The sequence below is a fragment of the Dielma fastidiosa genome (assembly GCF_000313565.1).
Taxonomy (GTDB): domain Bacteria; phylum Bacillota_I; class Bacilli_A; order Erysipelotrichales; family Erysipelotrichaceae; genus Dielma; species Dielma fastidiosa.
Genome location: NZ_HE578925.1, coordinates 262921 through 280199, shown reverse-complemented (window position 1 = coordinate 280199; position 17279 = coordinate 262921). Strand labels below are relative to the sequence as shown.

Annotated in this window: 13 protein-coding genes; all 13 read right to left on the bottom strand. The window is 36.1% G+C overall.

Going from position 1 to position 17279, the window contains the following annotated elements; all coding sequences use genetic code 11:
• Positions 1-147: 147 nt before the first annotated feature.
• The 13 genes from DAHG_RS19010 to DAHG_RS07015 all read right to left on the bottom strand — a co-directional run bounded on the left by DAHG_RS19010 (position 148) and on the right by DAHG_RS07015 (position 17264).
• Positions 148-438, bottom strand: coding sequence for a cyclic-di-AMP receptor (locus tag DAHG_RS19010; protein WP_181416062.1), 291 nt, complete (start codon positions 436-438; stop codon positions 148-150).
• 120 nt (positions 439-558) lie between these two features.
• Entirely contained in the window at positions 559-1017 is a 459-nt protein-coding gene (locus DAHG_RS07070; RefSeq protein WP_022937643.1) for a GNAT family N-acetyltransferase, read from the bottom strand.
• A gap of 31 nt (positions 1018-1048) precedes the next feature.
• Positions 1049-1438 (bottom strand): DUF2200 domain-containing protein, encoded by a 390-nt coding sequence (locus DAHG_RS07065; protein ID WP_022937642.1) that lies wholly within the window; start codon positions 1436-1438, stop codon positions 1049-1051.
• Positions 1439-1588: 150 nt separating this feature from the next.
• Entirely contained in the window at positions 1589-2896 is a 1308-nt protein-coding gene (guaA, locus tag DAHG_RS07060) for a glutamine-hydrolyzing GMP synthase (RefSeq protein WP_022937641.1), read from the bottom strand.
• A 113-nt stretch (positions 2897-3009) separates the two neighbouring features.
• Positions 3010-6780: an AAA domain-containing protein gene (locus DAHG_RS07055; protein ID WP_022937640.1), complete on the bottom strand. Its 3771-nt coding sequence runs from the start codon at positions 6778-6780 to the stop codon at positions 3010-3012.
• Positions 6781-6975: 195 nt separating this feature from the next.
• The gene (locus tag DAHG_RS07050) at positions 6976-9567 is read right to left on the bottom strand and encodes a translation factor GTPase family protein (RefSeq protein ID WP_022937639.1); all 2592 of its coding nucleotides are present in this window, start codon (positions 9565-9567) and stop codon (positions 6976-6978) included.
• Positions 9568-9881: 314 nt separating this feature from the next.
• On the bottom strand, positions 9882-11414 hold the full coding sequence (gene guaA, locus DAHG_RS07045) for a glutamine-hydrolyzing GMP synthase (protein WP_022937638.1): 1533 nt from the start codon (positions 11412-11414) through the stop codon (positions 9882-9884).
• 80 nt (positions 11415-11494) lie between these two features.
• Positions 11495-11866, bottom strand: a complete 372-nt coding sequence (locus DAHG_RS07040; protein ID WP_022937637.1) for a VOC family protein — start codon at positions 11864-11866, stop codon at positions 11495-11497.
• A complete protein-coding gene (locus tag DAHG_RS07035; RefSeq protein WP_022937636.1) occupies positions 11850-12554 on the bottom strand; it encodes an MBL fold metallo-hydrolase in 705 nt (234 codons plus the stop codon). The genes DAHG_RS07040 and DAHG_RS07035 overlap by 17 nt, the downstream gene beginning before the upstream one ends.
• 8 nt (positions 12555-12562) lie before the next feature.
• Entirely contained in the window at positions 12563-13882 is a 1320-nt protein-coding gene (locus DAHG_RS07030; RefSeq protein ID WP_022937635.1) for a replication-associated recombination protein A, read from the bottom strand.
• A 15-nt stretch (positions 13883-13897) separates the two neighbouring features.
• Positions 13898-14983, bottom strand: a complete 1086-nt coding sequence (locus DAHG_RS19005; protein WP_022937634.1) for a ComEC/Rec2 family competence protein — start codon at positions 14981-14983, stop codon at positions 13898-13900.
• Positions 14984-15101: 118 nt separating this feature from the next.
• Positions 15102-15830: an HAD-IB family hydrolase gene (locus DAHG_RS07020; protein WP_022937633.1), complete on the bottom strand. Its 729-nt coding sequence runs from the start codon at positions 15828-15830 to the stop codon at positions 15102-15104.
• A gap of 120 nt (positions 15831-15950) precedes the next feature.
• The gene (locus DAHG_RS07015; RefSeq protein WP_022937632.1) at positions 15951-17264 is read right to left on the bottom strand and encodes an EAL domain-containing protein; all 1314 of its coding nucleotides are present in this window, start codon (positions 17262-17264) and stop codon (positions 15951-15953) included.
• Positions 17265-17279: the final 15 nt, after the last annotated feature.

Sequence of the window (17279 nt, the reverse complement as noted above, 5' to 3'; positions counted from 1 at the left end):
ATCTTTCGATTGCTCATTTATCTTACAGGAATTAGGCAAAAATGTCAACAGCTTTTTAAATTTTTTTGATTAAAAAAGCTCAGATTTTTAAAACTGATTATCATTGTATAAATCTGATGCAAAAAGAAAACGAAGGTTCCACTTCGTCTAAGTCTTAATGAATTGTTCTGATTTCATGATAAAAATCGTCGCAATATTTTTTCTGTTATGAATATCCTTAACTCCTATTGAATCTTCATATTGATTTCGATTTTTACTTGTTTTTTTATCAATGAGCTGTACCAATTTATCAGTTTCTTCATCATCAACACCAAGAATAAACGTAGTATTGCCATATTGAAGGAACTCACCAGTAGAAGCTACCATTGTTGCCATATAATCATTTTCACCCAGCAGTTCAAGCATTTCCTCCTGAAATTCATCATTTACAATTATCATCAGTAAATTCACTTTTACCACATCCATTCTTTCATGCTTTACCCTATTAAGTATATAATAAGATGTCCGCTTAATCAACTCATAATAAATCTCAATCTGTCTTAATTTCGCATTCAGATATTAGTGATTTTTGATATCCAACACCATTACAAGTTCATTATTAATATCGCGTTCACCGTTAAATGCAAAGCCAAGGGATTGATAGACTTTTATCGCCAGCTGATTTGACTCATAAACGCTTAAATAAACCTCATCGTATCCATACTCTTCATGGATTTTTCTTATTAGCTGAATTAAAACAGGCTTTGCATATCCTCGGCCCTGAAAACGTTCATCAATAAAGAATCTATCCAGCCACACTCTTCCGCGTTCACCTTCATTGATCCAAAGACCATACATAGCAAAACCAATCAACTGTTCACCATCGGCAATAGCGATAGGATGCCATAAAGAAAACTCCTCTGCTTCCCGGCAGCATTCTTCCACCGTTTCTACATTTCCCTTCTGTGATGCGCTAATATGTAAATTTTTGACCTCATCATAATTATGAGATGTAATCGGAATAAATTTTATATTCATCGAATCGCTCCATTTCTTTAACCATAATAAACTATTCTTTTCTTAGAATCGTTGTCATTGATTTACCTTTTGCCAGTTCATCAACCAATTTATCTAAATAGCGTATTTTACGCAGAACATCATCTTCAATCTCCTCAACACGGCAACCGCATATACTCCCCTTGATCAAAACCGCATTTGGATTAAAGTGCGGAGCTTGATTAAAGAAGGTTTCTAAATCAACTTCAGAATTGATTTGCTGCTGAAGCGTGTCTTCATTATAACCCGTCAGCCAAAAGAGGATTTCATTTACTTCATCTTGTGTGCGTCCTTTCTTTACCGCTTTATTGACGTACAACGGATATATTTTGCTAAATAACATTGTGTATGCCTTAGGCTTTTCCATTTTATTTTCCTCACTTTCAAAAAATTTAGTAGGCATTCTTTTAAAGCCTGCCTACTCAACAGTCTGTATTGTATTATTATACTCAATGTTGAAGCAAATAAAAAGCTTTCGGTATTTATCTCAATTAAATAAATTTTTAAATCATGAAAAAAAGTGCCATTAATCAGCACTTTTTGATATCATTTTCTATTCCCATTCAATTGTTGCCGTCGGTTTTGGTGATAAATCATAGCAAACACGATTTACATTGGCAACTTCCTTTAAGATACGATCTGTGATTTTCAGCAATACCGGCCAATCAATTTGTTCGATAGAGGCTGTCATTGCATCCACCGTATTTACTGCTCTTAAAATCACTGGATATTCAAATGATCTTGCGTTATCTCTAACACCCACCGATTTAAAATCAGGAACAACAGTAAAATACTGCCATACCTTTTTATCCAAGCCAGCATTGTGGAACTCTTCACGTAAAATTGCATCTGCTTCTCTTACCGCCTCAAGACGTTCTTTAGTAATTGCTCCTAAGCAGCGAACACCAAGTCCAGGTCCAGGGAATGGCTGACGGAAAACCATTTCATCAGGTAATCCTAACTCTAAACCGCAGGCACGTACCTCATCTTTAAATAATTGACGTAATGGTTCTACTAATTCAAAATTTAAATCTTCAGGCAGTCCTCCTACGTTATGATGTGATTTAACAACCTTCGCTGTCTTTGTACCGCTTTCCACGATATCTGGATAAATAGTTCCCTGTGCTAAAAAGTCAATGCCCTCAAGTTTTCTCGCTTCTTCTTCAAAAACACGGATAAATTCCGCACCGATAATTTTACGTTTTTCTTCAGGGTCAGCGACACCCGCCAGCTTGCCTAAAAATCTTTCACTCGCATCAACATAAACTAAATTGGCATCAAGCTGATTCTTAAATACTTCAACAACGCTTTCTGACTCACCCTTGCGCATGAGCCCATGGTTCACGTGTACACAAACCAATTGTTTGCCGATAGCCTTAACCAATAATGCCGCAACAACTGAACTGTCAACACCGCCAGACAATGCAAGTAAAACCTTACGATCACCCACCTGCTGACGAATTAATTCCACTTGATCAGCAACAAAGTTTTTCATGTTCCAATTAGCTTCGGCGTGACATGTGTCAAAAACAAATTTTTTAAGCAAGTCAGTGCGAGCATCCTTATCCTCAGGCCAGCAAGCTAATTTTTCTTCACAAATTGCTGGTTCATGTTCAACTGCCATTACCGGATAACCAGCTTCATATACACAATGGCATACATCAATCCGTTCTCCATCAATCATATGATTTGGACCGCCGTTAATAATAATTCCCTTAACATTTGGCAGTTTTGCCAATTCCTCCTTAGTAATATCATGCGGATAAATCTCGCTGTATACACCTAATTCACGAATTTCTCTGGCTAAACGCGTGTTATCGCTGCTGCCTAAATCCAATATTACAATCATATCTTGTTTCATTCCGTCTCTCCTTTACCTTTTAAACTACTATTAATGTACCATATTTTGACAATCGCTGCATCTAATAAAATAGAAACATAGCATCTTGGTTAATAATTAACAGAACCTAAATATTAATTTAATGTATTAAAGTATCTTTCTTTTACATATTGAATCATATTTTTATCATAAATTATACAACTAATCTCGTCTTTTGCATTTATTGCTTTTCCTGAATTTGAAAGCCAGTTGTGTGAACCTATTATCATGATTCTATCATCAATGATTAAAATTTTACAATGAATAGGTGGAATATATTCGAGATGATCTTTTATTAAATCATGCAATTCCTGAATACTCTTGATATCTTTTTCTTCACTTCCGTAATTATCCCTCTTTACTATTGCTGCTATATTAGACAAATCATAATTTGTTTTATGATAACCAAAACTAATATTCACTTCCTTTTTCTCATTCAATAATAATCTTAAAGAATCTAAAAATGAAGCATTTACAACACTTGACCGAATCCAAGGCGTGACTATTCGAAGTGAATTTTCTAATTTTGTTAGAACACCTAACAATAAAAGGTTATGTTTTTGAGGTGTTACGATCAAACCATTTTCAACATAATTCGCTAATTCGAGATCAACCAGTTTTTGCGTTACATTAGACTCAATAAACAAAGAGTAAAATTGTTCTTTGTACCCTTCTTCAAGATTATTTTCCTCAAAGATATCACCTTCGTAAATGGAAAATAATTTACCGCTTTCTTTCAGAACATTCATAGCTAAGCTCATATAATTCTTTGCATTAACACAAGCTTCATAATTACCTATCAAAATTAACTGCTTTTTAGCACGTGTAAATGCTACATTCAAATTATTTGCTTGTTTACCAATAAAATTCATACTACCTCGACTATCAGTACCGCCAGATACAATACTAAATAAAATTATATCTTTTTCACGACCTTGAAATAAATGAACAGTACCACATTCTATTTCTGGAATCCTCGCTTTTAATGCATCAGCTTGTTTTCTAAATGGTGTTATAATACCAATATTTTTCTTATAGTCATTTCCATATATCGCTAAAAGTCTGTCGATTATTTTAACACACATATCTATTTCTGTATTATTAATATGACGTTTTACTTCAACACTTCTAACATCTATCATGCATAAACTATATTTAAGAAACGGCTTTACAGTATCCTCTTTTATAATTTTCAATTGATTTTTATATACATATCGATTAGAGAATTCTACAATTGACCTCTCACAACGTCGATGTTCATTAAGAATTATTCCAACTTTTTTATCGTCCAAAATATCATAAACATCACTTGCCCTATCTGCAGCATTTTGTATACTATTCAAATTTACATCAAATAGTTGTTTCATTTGATCACTTAATTTGCTATTTTCAATAACATAATTATTCTGATTTCGTATTGGCTCAATTTGTTTAGTATCACCAACTATTATTGCCTTACGGCATCTGTATATTGGCGCTATAACAGTATGTATGGAATACTGTCCAGCTTCATCAATTAATATTGTATCGTACAATCCTTGTATTAAAGGAAATTTCATTCTATTTAATGAAAATAGTGTTGTTGTCACAACTGGAAAGCAAAGAAACAATGTTTCCCACATGGCCTTTAGATACCCTTCATATTTAATATCGTATCGAAAATCACGTCGATAAAATGCTTGAAACCATTTATCAGGATATACTTTTTCAAGATTAAAATGAATATAACGTGCATTTTTACATATGTATAACTTTATTAACAATAGTGATTTTTTAAATAAATCATATCTCAATTGAACTATGTAGTTATTATTAAATAAATCATACTCTGAGCTATTCCAATTGACATCTTTTAAACCAAGTTTGATTAAATCATCCGCCTTATCCTTTAACTTCTCAAATTCATCAATCAACAATAAGATTTCCTTGACCTTATCAATTTCTCTTTTTCTATTTTCTAATAAATTGTGAGCATCGGTTAATTGCTCTTCCAAAGTATTAAACTCTGCTTCTTGCTGATTATACAATATTTTTTCTAAATTATAATCATTTTCTAATAAGTTTACATTTTCGTATATACTTGACCTACTACCATATTTATTTTCCAAAGAACGTGCTAGAAAATGACCTATGAGAATAATTTTCGCCTTCTTATCAATTAATTGTACATATTGCCGTTTTTTGTCTAATTCTTCATTGATTTTCTTTAGATTATTAGATTTTTTAGCAATTTCATTAATTATAATAACTTTTCTTTTTTCTAATGCGGACAATTTGTTTTCTAATTGCTTAATAGTTTCAATAAGAATGCTGACTTCATGATTGTACTTAGATCTCGCTTTCTCAATTATTTGCTCATCTAGTTCTCTATCAAACACATTTGAAGCTAACATTTTATTGCAGAGAATTTCTCGATGTTTACTAAAATCAGATATCGTCTCTTTCAAACTTAACAAATTATTTACAGACGCTTTAAACGAAACGATTGTTTCATTCGCTTTTTGTTCATCGTAGATTGTTTCTTTTTCTAAGTAATTAATCAAGGGATTAAGGATATCATTTTTAAAGCTCTCAGTATTATCTTGATTTCCAAGTCTGGCACAAAGTATTCCTTTATATCCAGTTTTGTTAGTGTCCAATGCTTCCGAAAAATAATCAATTTCTTCAAGTAATTCTAACCCGATATTATCTACTGCTTTATTGTTACCACTGGCAATCAGCATAGAATAATCACATTTACCTTTTAATGGAGATTGATAAACCTCTTGATTATCCCAACCTATTTTTTCCCAACTTTGATTCCAAATCCCAAGTATTTTTATCGCTTTCTCAACAATATTATTCGCTATGACTTCTTTAATCACAGTTGTTTTTCCTGTACCGGGTGGGCCACTGACTGCTAACAAATTAGAGATTTTATAACTATTAATTACTTTTGCCTGTTTTTCATTAATTGGATAAGCTGATGTGTAACTACCGTAGTGAGTATTAATTTTTATGTTTTCAGAATATAATGATGTATCACAACCAAATAAATATTGGTCTAACAATTTAGAATTTTTATCTTTTAAATGAAATTTAACTTCCTCAATTTCTTCCTGATATGGAGGTAAAATCATTTCACCAAATGATTCCATTGTAAGAATAATTTCTTCTGTAACAGCCCAGTTACCATAATCTTTATACGACCAAAAACCTGTAAATAACTCTTTCGTAAATTTACCCATTAATTCATTTTCTATTATAGTAATCAATTCAAAAATATCTGTATTTTCATATACTGATATCGCTTCATAGAATTTTTCAAAATCAGGCATAGCGTATTCTACATCGGCTCTATCACATGATAAAATTTGGGATATAATCGTTCTCAATGCTTCTATTTGAACACGATAATTTTCTACAATTATTTTATTATCCTTAATTTCGACCTGGAAACTAATAAGTGGTATTTTTTGTTTTCCAAACGCAAAAACAGGATAAAGGATATAAATTTTATTATCATTTATTATCTTATTAATTTCTAGATTATCTTTTGCATAATTATCGCCATATTTATACTCGCTTTTGCTGACTAAATTATTAAAATCAAATCCTTCCTTTAATGTTAGGCTACCATTTTCAATCGTATTTAATAATTTGATTAAATCTTTTTTCCTATCTTCATTTTTGAACTTAATCGCATTTATAATCGTCTTAATTAAAGTTATTTTCTTACTTGTTAGTAAAAATTCTATGCTAGATAAATCAGTTAATTTATTTTTACTTAAATTTAGATAATTATTTTTGTTAATCGCAATTTTATATAATCTTTCCTCTAACTCAAAATTTATATAATAATCTAATACATCATTAATAGTATTCATAATTCCTCCCCATGTGTAAAATGAAAAAACTATACTAAAAACTAAATCTTTATTCCCATCCCCTTCAGCAGCAAATATGAGTTAGATAATTAAATTATGAATATGTAAATTTTTAATATCCCCATACCAACCCTCTGCATCAATAATGTATCATATTTTGTAAGCGTTTGCATCATAAAAAATCAAATTGATATGTCAATCTGATTTTTTTAACTCATCATTATATAAATCGCGAATTTTTTCAAGTGGCTGATTATATCCCTTTCGCTGACTTTCTTCAAACTCCTGCTGTCTTCGTTTACGCAGTCCTTCTACCTCTAACAGCAGTTCGCGGCTTGACATTCTATGTGCTCCCTGACCGCTGACAATCAATTGTTCCATTGCATCAGAGGTTGCGACAACAACTCGATAATCACTGCTCAATTTATGCGTTGCCCGCTCAATATACATATCAGCTGTCTGCGCCTGATCCGTATACACTACAAAAATACTGTGATCTTTAAACATTTGGCCAACACCTTCAGATACCTTATAGGCATCAAATACAAGAATTAACAGACATTGCTTATAGCCTTGAAAATCTCCCATCAGCTGCATCAGTCTCGAACGAGCAGCATCCAAATTATCGGCAGCCAGTTCCTTTAATTCAGGCCAAGAATGAATAATATTATAACCATCAATCAAATAACATAAAGGCCGACGTTTCACACTGGCCAACAAACCTTGAACACTTTCTTCTTTAGCTTTCTTTGAATTATTTTCCAAGCGCCGTTTTCCTGGTCCATATGTCTTAATAAATATCGCATCTAAATCTTCATCATTTAACTTTTTCATTTCCTTGGTCGGGGCACTTTGCTGTCTCTTTTCCGTCTTGCTGTAACTGGTTGTAACATGCATCTGCTTCTTTACCTCATGCCAAGGTACAAAATAACCGGCGCCGTGTGAACAAAAAATTGAACCTGTTGGATTATCGATATCGGTTTCACTATCATAGCCTGCTTCAGCAATGATTACATCTTGATTTTGACATGGCTTATAGCCTTCCATCACACAGGCTAATTTTCCTTTGCCCTTTGTATAAGCAACTAAGTCGCTTTGATAGTTCTGCATTTTTGCTACTGGCGCGCTGCCGCTCAGTACCGTCATTTCATTGACAGTATCATCGATTACAAAACTCCCATTCATCTGTTCAACATCAAAAACAGCACGGCTTAAATATTCTGTAGGTACTTCTAATTTAAATTTGAAATAAGGTTCTAATACGATTGATTTGGCAGATTTCAGCCCTTGACGCACAGCCCGATAAGTTGCTTCACGAAAATCTCCGCCTTCAGTATGCTTTTGATGAGCCCTACCGCTTAATAAAGTTATCTTCATATCGGTAATAGGTGATCCAGTTAACACTCCTAAATGCTCTTTTTCTTCAAGATGGCTCAATATCAGCCGCTGCCAATGACGATCCAGTTCATCTTCAGGACATGCACTAGCAATTTGGATACCGCTGCCTTCATCCCCTGGTTCAAGCAGCAAATGCACTTCAGCATAATGCCTTAATGGCTCATAATGCCCTACGCCTTCAACGGGCTCCAATATTGTTTCACGGTAGCTGATAGCACCATGATCAAAAGACACATCAACATTAAAACGATTGCTGATGATATTTTTTAATATTTCAGTCTGAATCTCTCCCATCATCTGAACTCTGATTTCTTTTAACCGTTCATTATATGTAATATGAAGCTGTGGGTCTTCCTCTCCTAGCTGTTTTAAATTTCTAAGCATAGTAAATGCATCACAGCCTTCAGGCAGCTGCATCCGGTAGTTCATATAGGAAGAAAGCAAAGGCTTTTCAGATTTTTTTTCAAAACCAAGTCCTTCGCCCGCATAGACATTCTGCAGTCCTTTAACCGCACATACCTCACCGGCTATAGCTTCATTAACCACAGTAAATTTACTGCCTGAATATTTACGAATCTGGTCAACCTTCTCACTTTCAATCAGTTTAGCTTTAACTTTTAAGCTGCCGCCAGTGATTTTCATATGTGCCAGCTTATTGCCATTCTCATCTCGAGTTATTTTGTATACCTTCGCACCAAATTCCTCAGGGTAATCATGCATTACAATAAATTCACTTAAACCATCAAGAAAAGTCTCTATGCCTTGCCTTTTTAATGCTGAACCAAAATAGCATGGAAATACCTTTCTTTCATGTATTTTAGCTAATAACAAAGATTTGTTTATAATCGTATGTTCCATATAATCTTCCAGCAATTCATCATCACACATGGCCGCCTGTTCCATCATTTCATCAGATGGAGCTGTAAAATCAATACATCTCTCATCTAACCGTTTACGTAACTCAGTCAGCAATACTTCTTTCGTTAGATATGCCGTATCCATCTTATTAATAAAAATAAATACAGGTATTTGATAATGCTCCAGCAATTTCCAAATTGTTTCCGTATGTGTCTGCACACCATCAACACCATTAATGATCAAAATTGCATAATCCAGAATCTGTAGGGTGCGTTCCATTTCACTTGAAAAATCGACATGACCCGGCGTATCAAGCAAGGTAAATTCGATGTCTTTCCATTGGCAAATAGCTTGTTTTGAAAATATAGTAATTCCGCGACTTCTCTCTTGTTTGTCATAGTCTAAAAAAGCATCACCATGATCGACACGCCCCAATTTTCGGATACTCCCACTCAAATAAAGCATACTTTCTGATAATGTTGTCTTGCCGGCATCTACATGTGCCAGAGTTCCGATTACTACATGCTTCATTTGATTACCTCCTGATTTCTTATCCAAAAAGACAGGTCAGTTGCCTGTCTAATTTTCATAGCATTTATAATATTATCACATTGTTCGTTATTTTTAAAATAATTTACTGTACAACATTTCTTAATTCGTTATCAAAAATTTATAATCTAAGTTAATTACAAGTCTATAAAGACAATAAAAGCCCTGGCTTCAATTTGTAGCCAAAGCTTTATTATTTAATTATAAGCATAACATTTTTATCTGATAAACTTCATATTAAACATGGTAAGAAATAATATCAATTTGAAATAGATCAGTAATTGCTAAATACAACCCTATTCCCACTCAATCGTCGCTGGTGGTTTCGACGTACAATCCAGCACTACTCGATTAATGCCCTTCACCTCATTGATGATCCGTCTTGAAATCTTATCCAGAACATCATATGGAATCCGCGCCCAATCTGCAGTCATACCATCAATTGACGTAACCGCACGAATACCAACCGTATATTCATATGTACGCTGATCACCCATAACACCTACTGACTTCATATCCGGCAAGGCTGTAAAATACTGCCAAATTTCCTTATCCAAGCCAGCCAGCGCAATCTCTTCACGCAAAATCGCATCACTGCGGCGTACCAGATCCAGCTTCTCTTCAGTCACTTCACCCAATACACGAATCGCAAGACCCGGCCCTGGGAATGGCTGACGGTGCACAATTTCATCAGGCAGCCCCAGCAGCGTACCTAACTCTCTCACTTCATCCTTAAACAAAGTATTCAGTGGTTCAATCAACTTAAACTGCATATTTTCAGGCAGGCCGCCAACATTATGATGACTCTTGATCGTCTGCGCGGTATCCGTTCCGGACTCAATCACATCTGTATACAATGTTCCCTGTGCCAGCCACTTAATCTGCGTAAACTTTGCAGACTCGCGTTCAAACACACGAATAAATTCATTACCGATAATCTTACGTTTCTGTTCAGGATCACTCACACCCTTCAGCAAACTCATGAACTCATTTCTCGCATCAATCTTATAAAGATTCATGCCAAAACGTCCCTTAAATGTATCTACTACAGATTCTGCCTCATTCAAGCGCAGCAAACCATGATCAACAAACATACAAGTCAGCTTATCACCAATCGCCTTATGCAGCAAAGCCGCCACAACCGCAGAGTCAACACCGCCTGACAATGCGCACAATACCTCATCATCACCGACTGTTTCCTTGATCTTCGCAATCTCTACATCAACGAATTCCTTCATACTCCAGTTATTCTTAGCCTCACATACACCAAATACAAAATTCTTCAGCATCGCAGTGCCGTTAACTGTATGACGCACTTCCGGATGGAATTGAATCGCATAAAAACGCTTCTCAGGATTACTCATCATAACAATTGGACAAGTTTGTGTAGAAGCATTAACCTCAAAGCACTCAGGAACCGCAGTAACCTGATCACCATGTGACATCCAAACCTGCTGAGTATTTTCCATACCCTTCAGCAACGCATTGCCAGCCTTAATTTCAATATCCGCTTTGCCATACTCCGCATGCTCACAAGACTCAACCTTGCCGCCCAAATCATGCGCCATCAGCTGCATCCCATAACAAATCCCTAAAATTGGCTTCCCAATCTTAAAAATTTCAGGGTCTACCTTAAAAGCATTCTCATCATATACCGAATTTGGCCCGCCTGAAAAAATAATACCTTTTATTTCAGGATCGGCAGCAATTTCCGCAGCACTTGTATGACGTGATTTCAATTCACTATATACGCCCATTTCACGAACACGACGTGCAATCAGCTGGTTATACTGACTGCCAAAGTCAAGAACGATAATTTTATCTGCCATAAACTTCTCCTTTTCTTTACAATTTCCTAACTATAATATCATTTTTATCACTCTTTTGCACTATTTTTTCTATCAACTTATCAGCGTTTCAATGGAACGATTTCAATCCAATAGCCATCCGGATCATTTATAAAATAAATTCCCATCGCTTCATTATTAAAGCACACGCAGCCCATCGCCTGATGCTTCTTAAAAGATGCTTCATAATCATTCACCGTCAAAGCCAAGTGAAACTCTTCTTCACCAAGATCATACTTCTGCGGATGATCCTTCAGCCAAGTCAATTCAAGAGTAAAATCACTCTTCCCATCACCCAGATAAGCCAATATAAAGCTGCCGTCAGCCGCTTCTTTCTTGCGCACAACCTCTAAGCCTAATGCTTCCTTATAAAACGTCAAGCTTTTCTGTAAATCACAGACATTAAAGTTTAAATGATTAAATGTATAATTCATGATTTTCTCCTTCCTTAATTGTAAATAATTGATTCATGTGTTCAATCTTAACGATTTTATCCTTATATTCCTCAGCCTCATCCAACGCTAAAAACCGTTCAATCACTGCATAGTCTTCCCACATATGCATTGGAAAAACCAATTTAGCATCCGCACTCTTTAAAAAGGCAAGCATCCCCCAGCTGAATTGCTTTTCCTGACGGGGATCAAGCGGAACAAAGGCCAAATCAAAGGTTCTGTCCTTCAGCTTATCCATTTCCTTTAAAAATGCATTCTTCGCAGCTTTATTTTCACCATCGCTGTTTTCCCCTTCCCAATGCCACCAATTCAAATCACCGGCATGGTAAATAGACACACCTTCTGCATCAATCATAAATGCAACGCCCTGATCAGTAGAAAGCAGCGTTTCACATTTCAGCTCATCAATTATATAACTGCTATTAGCTTTTACCTGATGAATTTTATCGGTTGGTTTAATTCGGATATCTTTTGATAATATCCATTGAATATCTCCCTGCCAATCAAGAATCTCACGATTAAAATGATCCTGATGAGTGTGAGAAGCAAAAACATACACCTTTTTTGACTGATCAAAAGCTGGTATCTCACCGCGATAATAATCAAAAACCAAAATTGTATGCACTAATTCAATCATAAAACCACTGTGATCAATATATGTTACTTTCATAAGAACTCCTATTGGTGTTTTTTACGCCATTCATTAATTTGCTTCATCCGTTCCTGTACACGTGCCTCTGATCCTTGATTTGTTGGATGATAATAAGAATGATTCAGCAAAGAATCAGGCAGACAGCGCATATTGGTAAGTTTATCTTCGGTATCATGAGCATACTGATAGCCTGCCCCATAATTTAAATCCTTCATCAGCTTGGTTGGTGCATTGCGTATCTGCAGCGGTACCGGTTCAGCCAGCATCTTTGAAGCATCATCAGCAGCTTTACCATAGGCAACATATAAAGCATTTGATTTTGGAGCCAATGCCATATACGTAACCGCATGCGTCAAATGCACATTACATTCCGGCATCCCCAGAAAATGACAGGCCTGATAAGCAGCAACCGCAATTTCCAATGCCCGGCTGTCAGCCATGCCGATATCCTCACTGGCAAAACGCACGACCCTGCGGGCCACATAAAGCGGGTCCTCGCCCGCTTCGAGCATTCTCGCAAGCCAATAGATGGACGCATCAACATCACTGTTACGCATTGATTTATGAAGCGCTGAGATAAGGTTATAATGTTCCTCCCCTTTTTTATCATAAAGCAATGATTTTTTACTGATGCATTGTTCCAAAGTCTCCTTGGTAATCGTAATCTCAATACCTTGACGTTCACCATTCAGCACAACCATTTCTAATGTATTTAATGCCACACGAGCATCACCATTAGCAAAATTAGCAATCATATATATCATTTCATCACTGATATTGATTTTAAAATTACCAAATCCCTTTGGTGAACTGATAGCATGACGAATTAATTCAGACAGATCATCTGCTGATAAGGCCTGAAGCACAAAAACCTTGCATCGGGACAATAACGCGGAATTAATCTCAAAGGAAGGATTTTCAGTTGTCGCGCCAATCAATATAATGCTTCCCTTTTCCACAAACGGCAGAAAAGCATCCTGCTGAGCCTTATTGAAACGATGAATCTCATCAATGAACAAAATCGTCCGTTCACCCATTAATCGTGCGCTTTCAGCCTTATTCATTACTTCCTTAATCTCTTTTATACCGCTCGTAACAGCACTGAAATCAATGAAACGGCTTTTCGTTTTACCGGCAATAATTCTTGCCAGCGTAGTCTTGCCGACACCCGGCGGACCCCAGAAAATCATTGAAGATACTTGATCGTTCTTAATTAACTGAGCAAGCACCTTTCCTTCACCCAAAAGATGCTTTTGTCCCACATATTCATCCAAGGTCTTCGGCCGCAGCCGGCTTGCCAGCGGATCACTCATCTCACGATCATCAAATAATGATTCCTGAACCATTTTTTCACCTCTTCCTTATGGATTACATACTTTACAAGGCGTATAACCTTGATTAACCGCATCCTCATAGCTATCAAATATAATTTGATTCTTTTCAGCAGGCAATGAATTACACTCTGCTAAATGAAATTTCTTAGAATTAAGATTCCCAATATAATATTCTGCTTCTTCTGCAGCTGATGTATCCTTATCATTAGACAGCTTATCACTTTCTGCCATTGCCTCAATGCTGAGATTTACGCCATCACTATGCACATGAAGCGTACCCTGCAGATCTGTTCGATACACCTCAATGCCATAAGCCGTCAGCCGATCCAGCACCTCTTGATGCGGATGACCATAGGAATTGTTCTTACCGCACAGAATGACCGCTATTTCCGGTTTTATACGTTCTAACAATTCTTGACTGGTGGAGGTTCTTGAACCATGGTGTCCGATTTTAACAAGATCCACATCATCAAGCTGATCTAAGACAGCCAGCTCCTGTGCCTTTTCAGCATCACTCATAAACAAGAAACGCTGCTGCTTATAAACTAATTCAACAATTAACGATACCTCATTGCCGCTTCCCTTAGCTTCTGTATTATAGAAACGCATAAACATCTCTGGCTGCAGATAAAACAGCTTATCAGCTAACGGAACCGAAGGTGATAATCCCCTGTCCACCGCCGCATTGACAAAATCACGATATGTTTTAGATTCTGCGGAACCATTTGAAATAAAAACCGTACCAATCGCAAAATTCTCAATAACCGCATCCAAACCGCCAGCATGATCCGCATCAGGATGTGTATTCACTAAATAATCTATTTTCTCAATCTTCAATGCTTTCAAAAAATCAACGATCATCGATTCATCATCATTATCTCCGGCATCAATCAGCACCTTTTGCTCTGCATTAATGAAAATACAGTCAGAATTACCCGTATCCAAAAAGTAAATTTCCAATTCACCCTCTGTATTTTCTGCATCTTCATTCACCGCTTCCGCAAGCTGATCTGACATCGGCGGCTGCTTCGCCTCATAAGCCCTAGAAGACTGACAGCCGCTGACACCAAGAATAAGCAGCAGCATCATCAACACTTTTCCAATATACTTCATATCTTCTCTCCTGACACATTTATTATAAACGATGATTGAGCTAATTTACAGTCTGACGCTGACTGGTTCCAATTTCTTACAAGCATAATGTTAGATTACCTCAGCACCAACATCTAAATCAGCGCAGTTTCATATTATGAATATCCATTTCATAAACAACATCCTTACGCTCCACAATTACCTGAATTTTAGCTTTTACCTCAGGATCGTTCATAATCCGATTCAGCAGCTCTCTGGTAGGATTTATCGCATAGGGATGTCCCACATGCTGAAACATCGTGAAATCACCTGTCGTATCTCCATAAGCATAACATTCATTCAAATCAAGATCATATTCACTGCATAATTGCTGAATCGCTTTCTGCTTGCTGCGGGAATCCCACATCGGTATGATTTCACCTGTATAACAACCCTTTTCATCTGTTTTATATACTGTACCGCGAAAATCATCAAACGCATACTTAGCCGCCATTTCACTAACCAATTCATAAGGTGACCCCGATATCGCAATCACCAAGTGCCCCAGCCTGCGATGCATCAAAATTTCATCACGGGTAAATGTATATACTCGATCTCCTTTCTGTTCAATGACCTTAGCGGCAATAAATTTAACATGTTCCTCAGACAGACCCACAATGGTTTCCTTAAATATATCTGTCATTTTCATCAAATAATCATCATATTCCCCTTGCCGGCGATCCCATTTCATAAAAACCGGCCGGACATCATCATGCCAGCGTGTCTGATCAACAAGCTCATGGGTCACAAATTTCTTAAATAATTCAGTAATTAGACCTTCCCGATAAATCGTTCCGTCAATATCAAAAAATGCCGCTGTCCTTTTCATTGTAAACCTCCTATACTTTTTTATATTATACCTTTTTCTTATCACAAAAAACACTCTGGCAATCAAAAAAGGCAGCCGCTTGAGTTATAACCCTCAATAGCTTCTGCCTTATTCTAACCTTTAAGCTGTTTGAACCTCTGCCTGTTTATCAATCAGCTGTTGGAATTCATCAAGCGGCATCGGTTTATAATAATAGAATCCCTGCACATAATCACAGCCTGCAGACTTAAGAAAGTCAACATATTCCTTAGTTTCAACACCTTCCGCAAGAATTTTTAGATTCATTTCCTTTAATGCAAGAATGGTGTAATTCAGCATCTTCGCATACTTCTCAGTTAACTGCTTCTGGAAAAACATTCGATCCAGCTTGATAATATCAACCTGTGTTTTTAATAATACATTATAAGAAGAATAACCGCTGCCAAAATCATCCAGAGAACATGTAAAACCAATCGCTTTCAGCTTCTCAATGGTTTCAATGACCTGCTCATTCAAGCCATATTGAATATCCTCTAAAAATTCAAATTCAATATATTCCTTGGGAATCTCATATTGATGCAGAATATTTAAATAATCATCAAGAAAATTAATATCAAAGAAAGAGGTATTGGTTATATTAAAACTTACCGGCACCAAAGGCTGCTTCGCTTTCAAACGCTGATTCATCCAATGACAAACCTGATCAAACAAATATAAATCAATCAAATAAATATCACCTTTTTCATTTAATGAAAAAAAGAAATTCGTTAAAGGGATTAATTCACCCTTTTCATTGATCCAACGCATTAAAATCTCGCCGCCAACTATCTGCTCGCTGGACAGATCAATTTTTGGCTGGATATAAGGAACAAATTCTTTATTTAGCCGCGCTTCTGTCAGCTTGCCATTTAAGGCATGGCGCATCATGTATTCCTCATACTTCTGTTTATTCAAATCATCAAAGCTAAATGAGCGGTGCTTAAGCTCACGGCATTCCAAGCGGGCTATTTCAGCCTTATTCGAGATATGAGCATAGTCCTCATTAGGATGCTCCAGCTTATAAAGACCAAAAGACATATAAATATTATGATAAAGCATTGGCTCGTCCACATCAAAAAGCTCATCAACAAATGGCACTAAAAACTTATCTACAAAAGCATCACAGTCTTCACAATAGATTAAAAGATGAAATTCATCAGCATAGACTCTTGCCGCATAGCTTTTATCATCAAGATGATGATAAAGACAGTCAAGCACTATTTTAAGGATTTGATTACCCTGTTCAAAACCATATTTGAGATTGAAGTAACGAAAATCTTTAATATTTGCAGTAGCAAATACATAATGCTGACAATCCTTCGAAACTGTTTCTTTATATATATGCCTTAGCCACACTGCACTAGGTCGGCCTGTTATTTCATCAATTTGATCGTTATTTGTTGTTTGCTTTACCATTGAAAATACCTCACA

Coding starts and splice junctions, on each gene's coding strand:
- guaA (WP_022937641.1), bottom strand. CDS start 2,896: ATGAAACAAGATATGATTGTAATATTGGATTTAGGCAGCAGCGATAAC.
- DAHG_RS07050 (WP_022937639.1), bottom strand. CDS start 9,567: ATGAAGCATGTAGTAATCGGAACTCTGGCACATGTAGATGCCGGCAAG.
- DAHG_RS07065 (WP_022937642.1), bottom strand. CDS start 1,438: ATGCCTACTAAATTTTTTGAAAGTGAGGAAAATAAAATGGAAAAGCCT.
- DAHG_RS07030 (WP_022937635.1), bottom strand. CDS start 13,882: ATGGTTCAGGAATCATTATTTGATGATCGTGAGATGAGTGATCCGCTG.
- DAHG_RS19005 (WP_022937634.1), bottom strand. CDS start 14,983: ATGAAGTATATTGGAAAAGTGTTGATGATGCTGCTGCTTATTCTTGGT.
- guaA (WP_022937638.1), bottom strand. CDS start 11,414: ATGGCAGATAAAATTATCGTTCTTGACTTTGGCAGTCAGTATAACCAG.
- DAHG_RS07015 (WP_022937632.1), bottom strand. CDS start 17,264: ATGGTAAAGCAAACAACAAATAACGATCAAATTGATGAAATAACAGGC.
- DAHG_RS07035 (WP_022937636.1), bottom strand. CDS start 12,554: ATGAAAGTAACATATATTGATCACAGTGGTTTTATGATTGAATTAGTG.
- DAHG_RS07070 (WP_022937643.1), bottom strand. CDS start 1,017: ATGAATATAAAATTTATTCCGATTACATCTCATAATTATGATGAGGTC.
- DAHG_RS19010 (WP_181416062.1), bottom strand. CDS start 438: ATGATAATTGTAAATGATGAATTTCAGGAGGAAATGCTTGAACTGCTG.
- DAHG_RS07055 (WP_022937640.1), bottom strand. CDS start 6,780: ATGAATACTATTAATGATGTATTAGATTATTATATAAATTTTGAGTTA.
- DAHG_RS07040 (WP_022937637.1), bottom strand. CDS start 11,866: ATGAATTATACATTTAATCATTTAAACTTTAATGTCTGTGATTTACAG.
- DAHG_RS07020 (WP_022937633.1), bottom strand. CDS start 15,830: ATGAAAAGGACAGCGGCATTTTTTGATATTGACGGAACGATTTATCGG.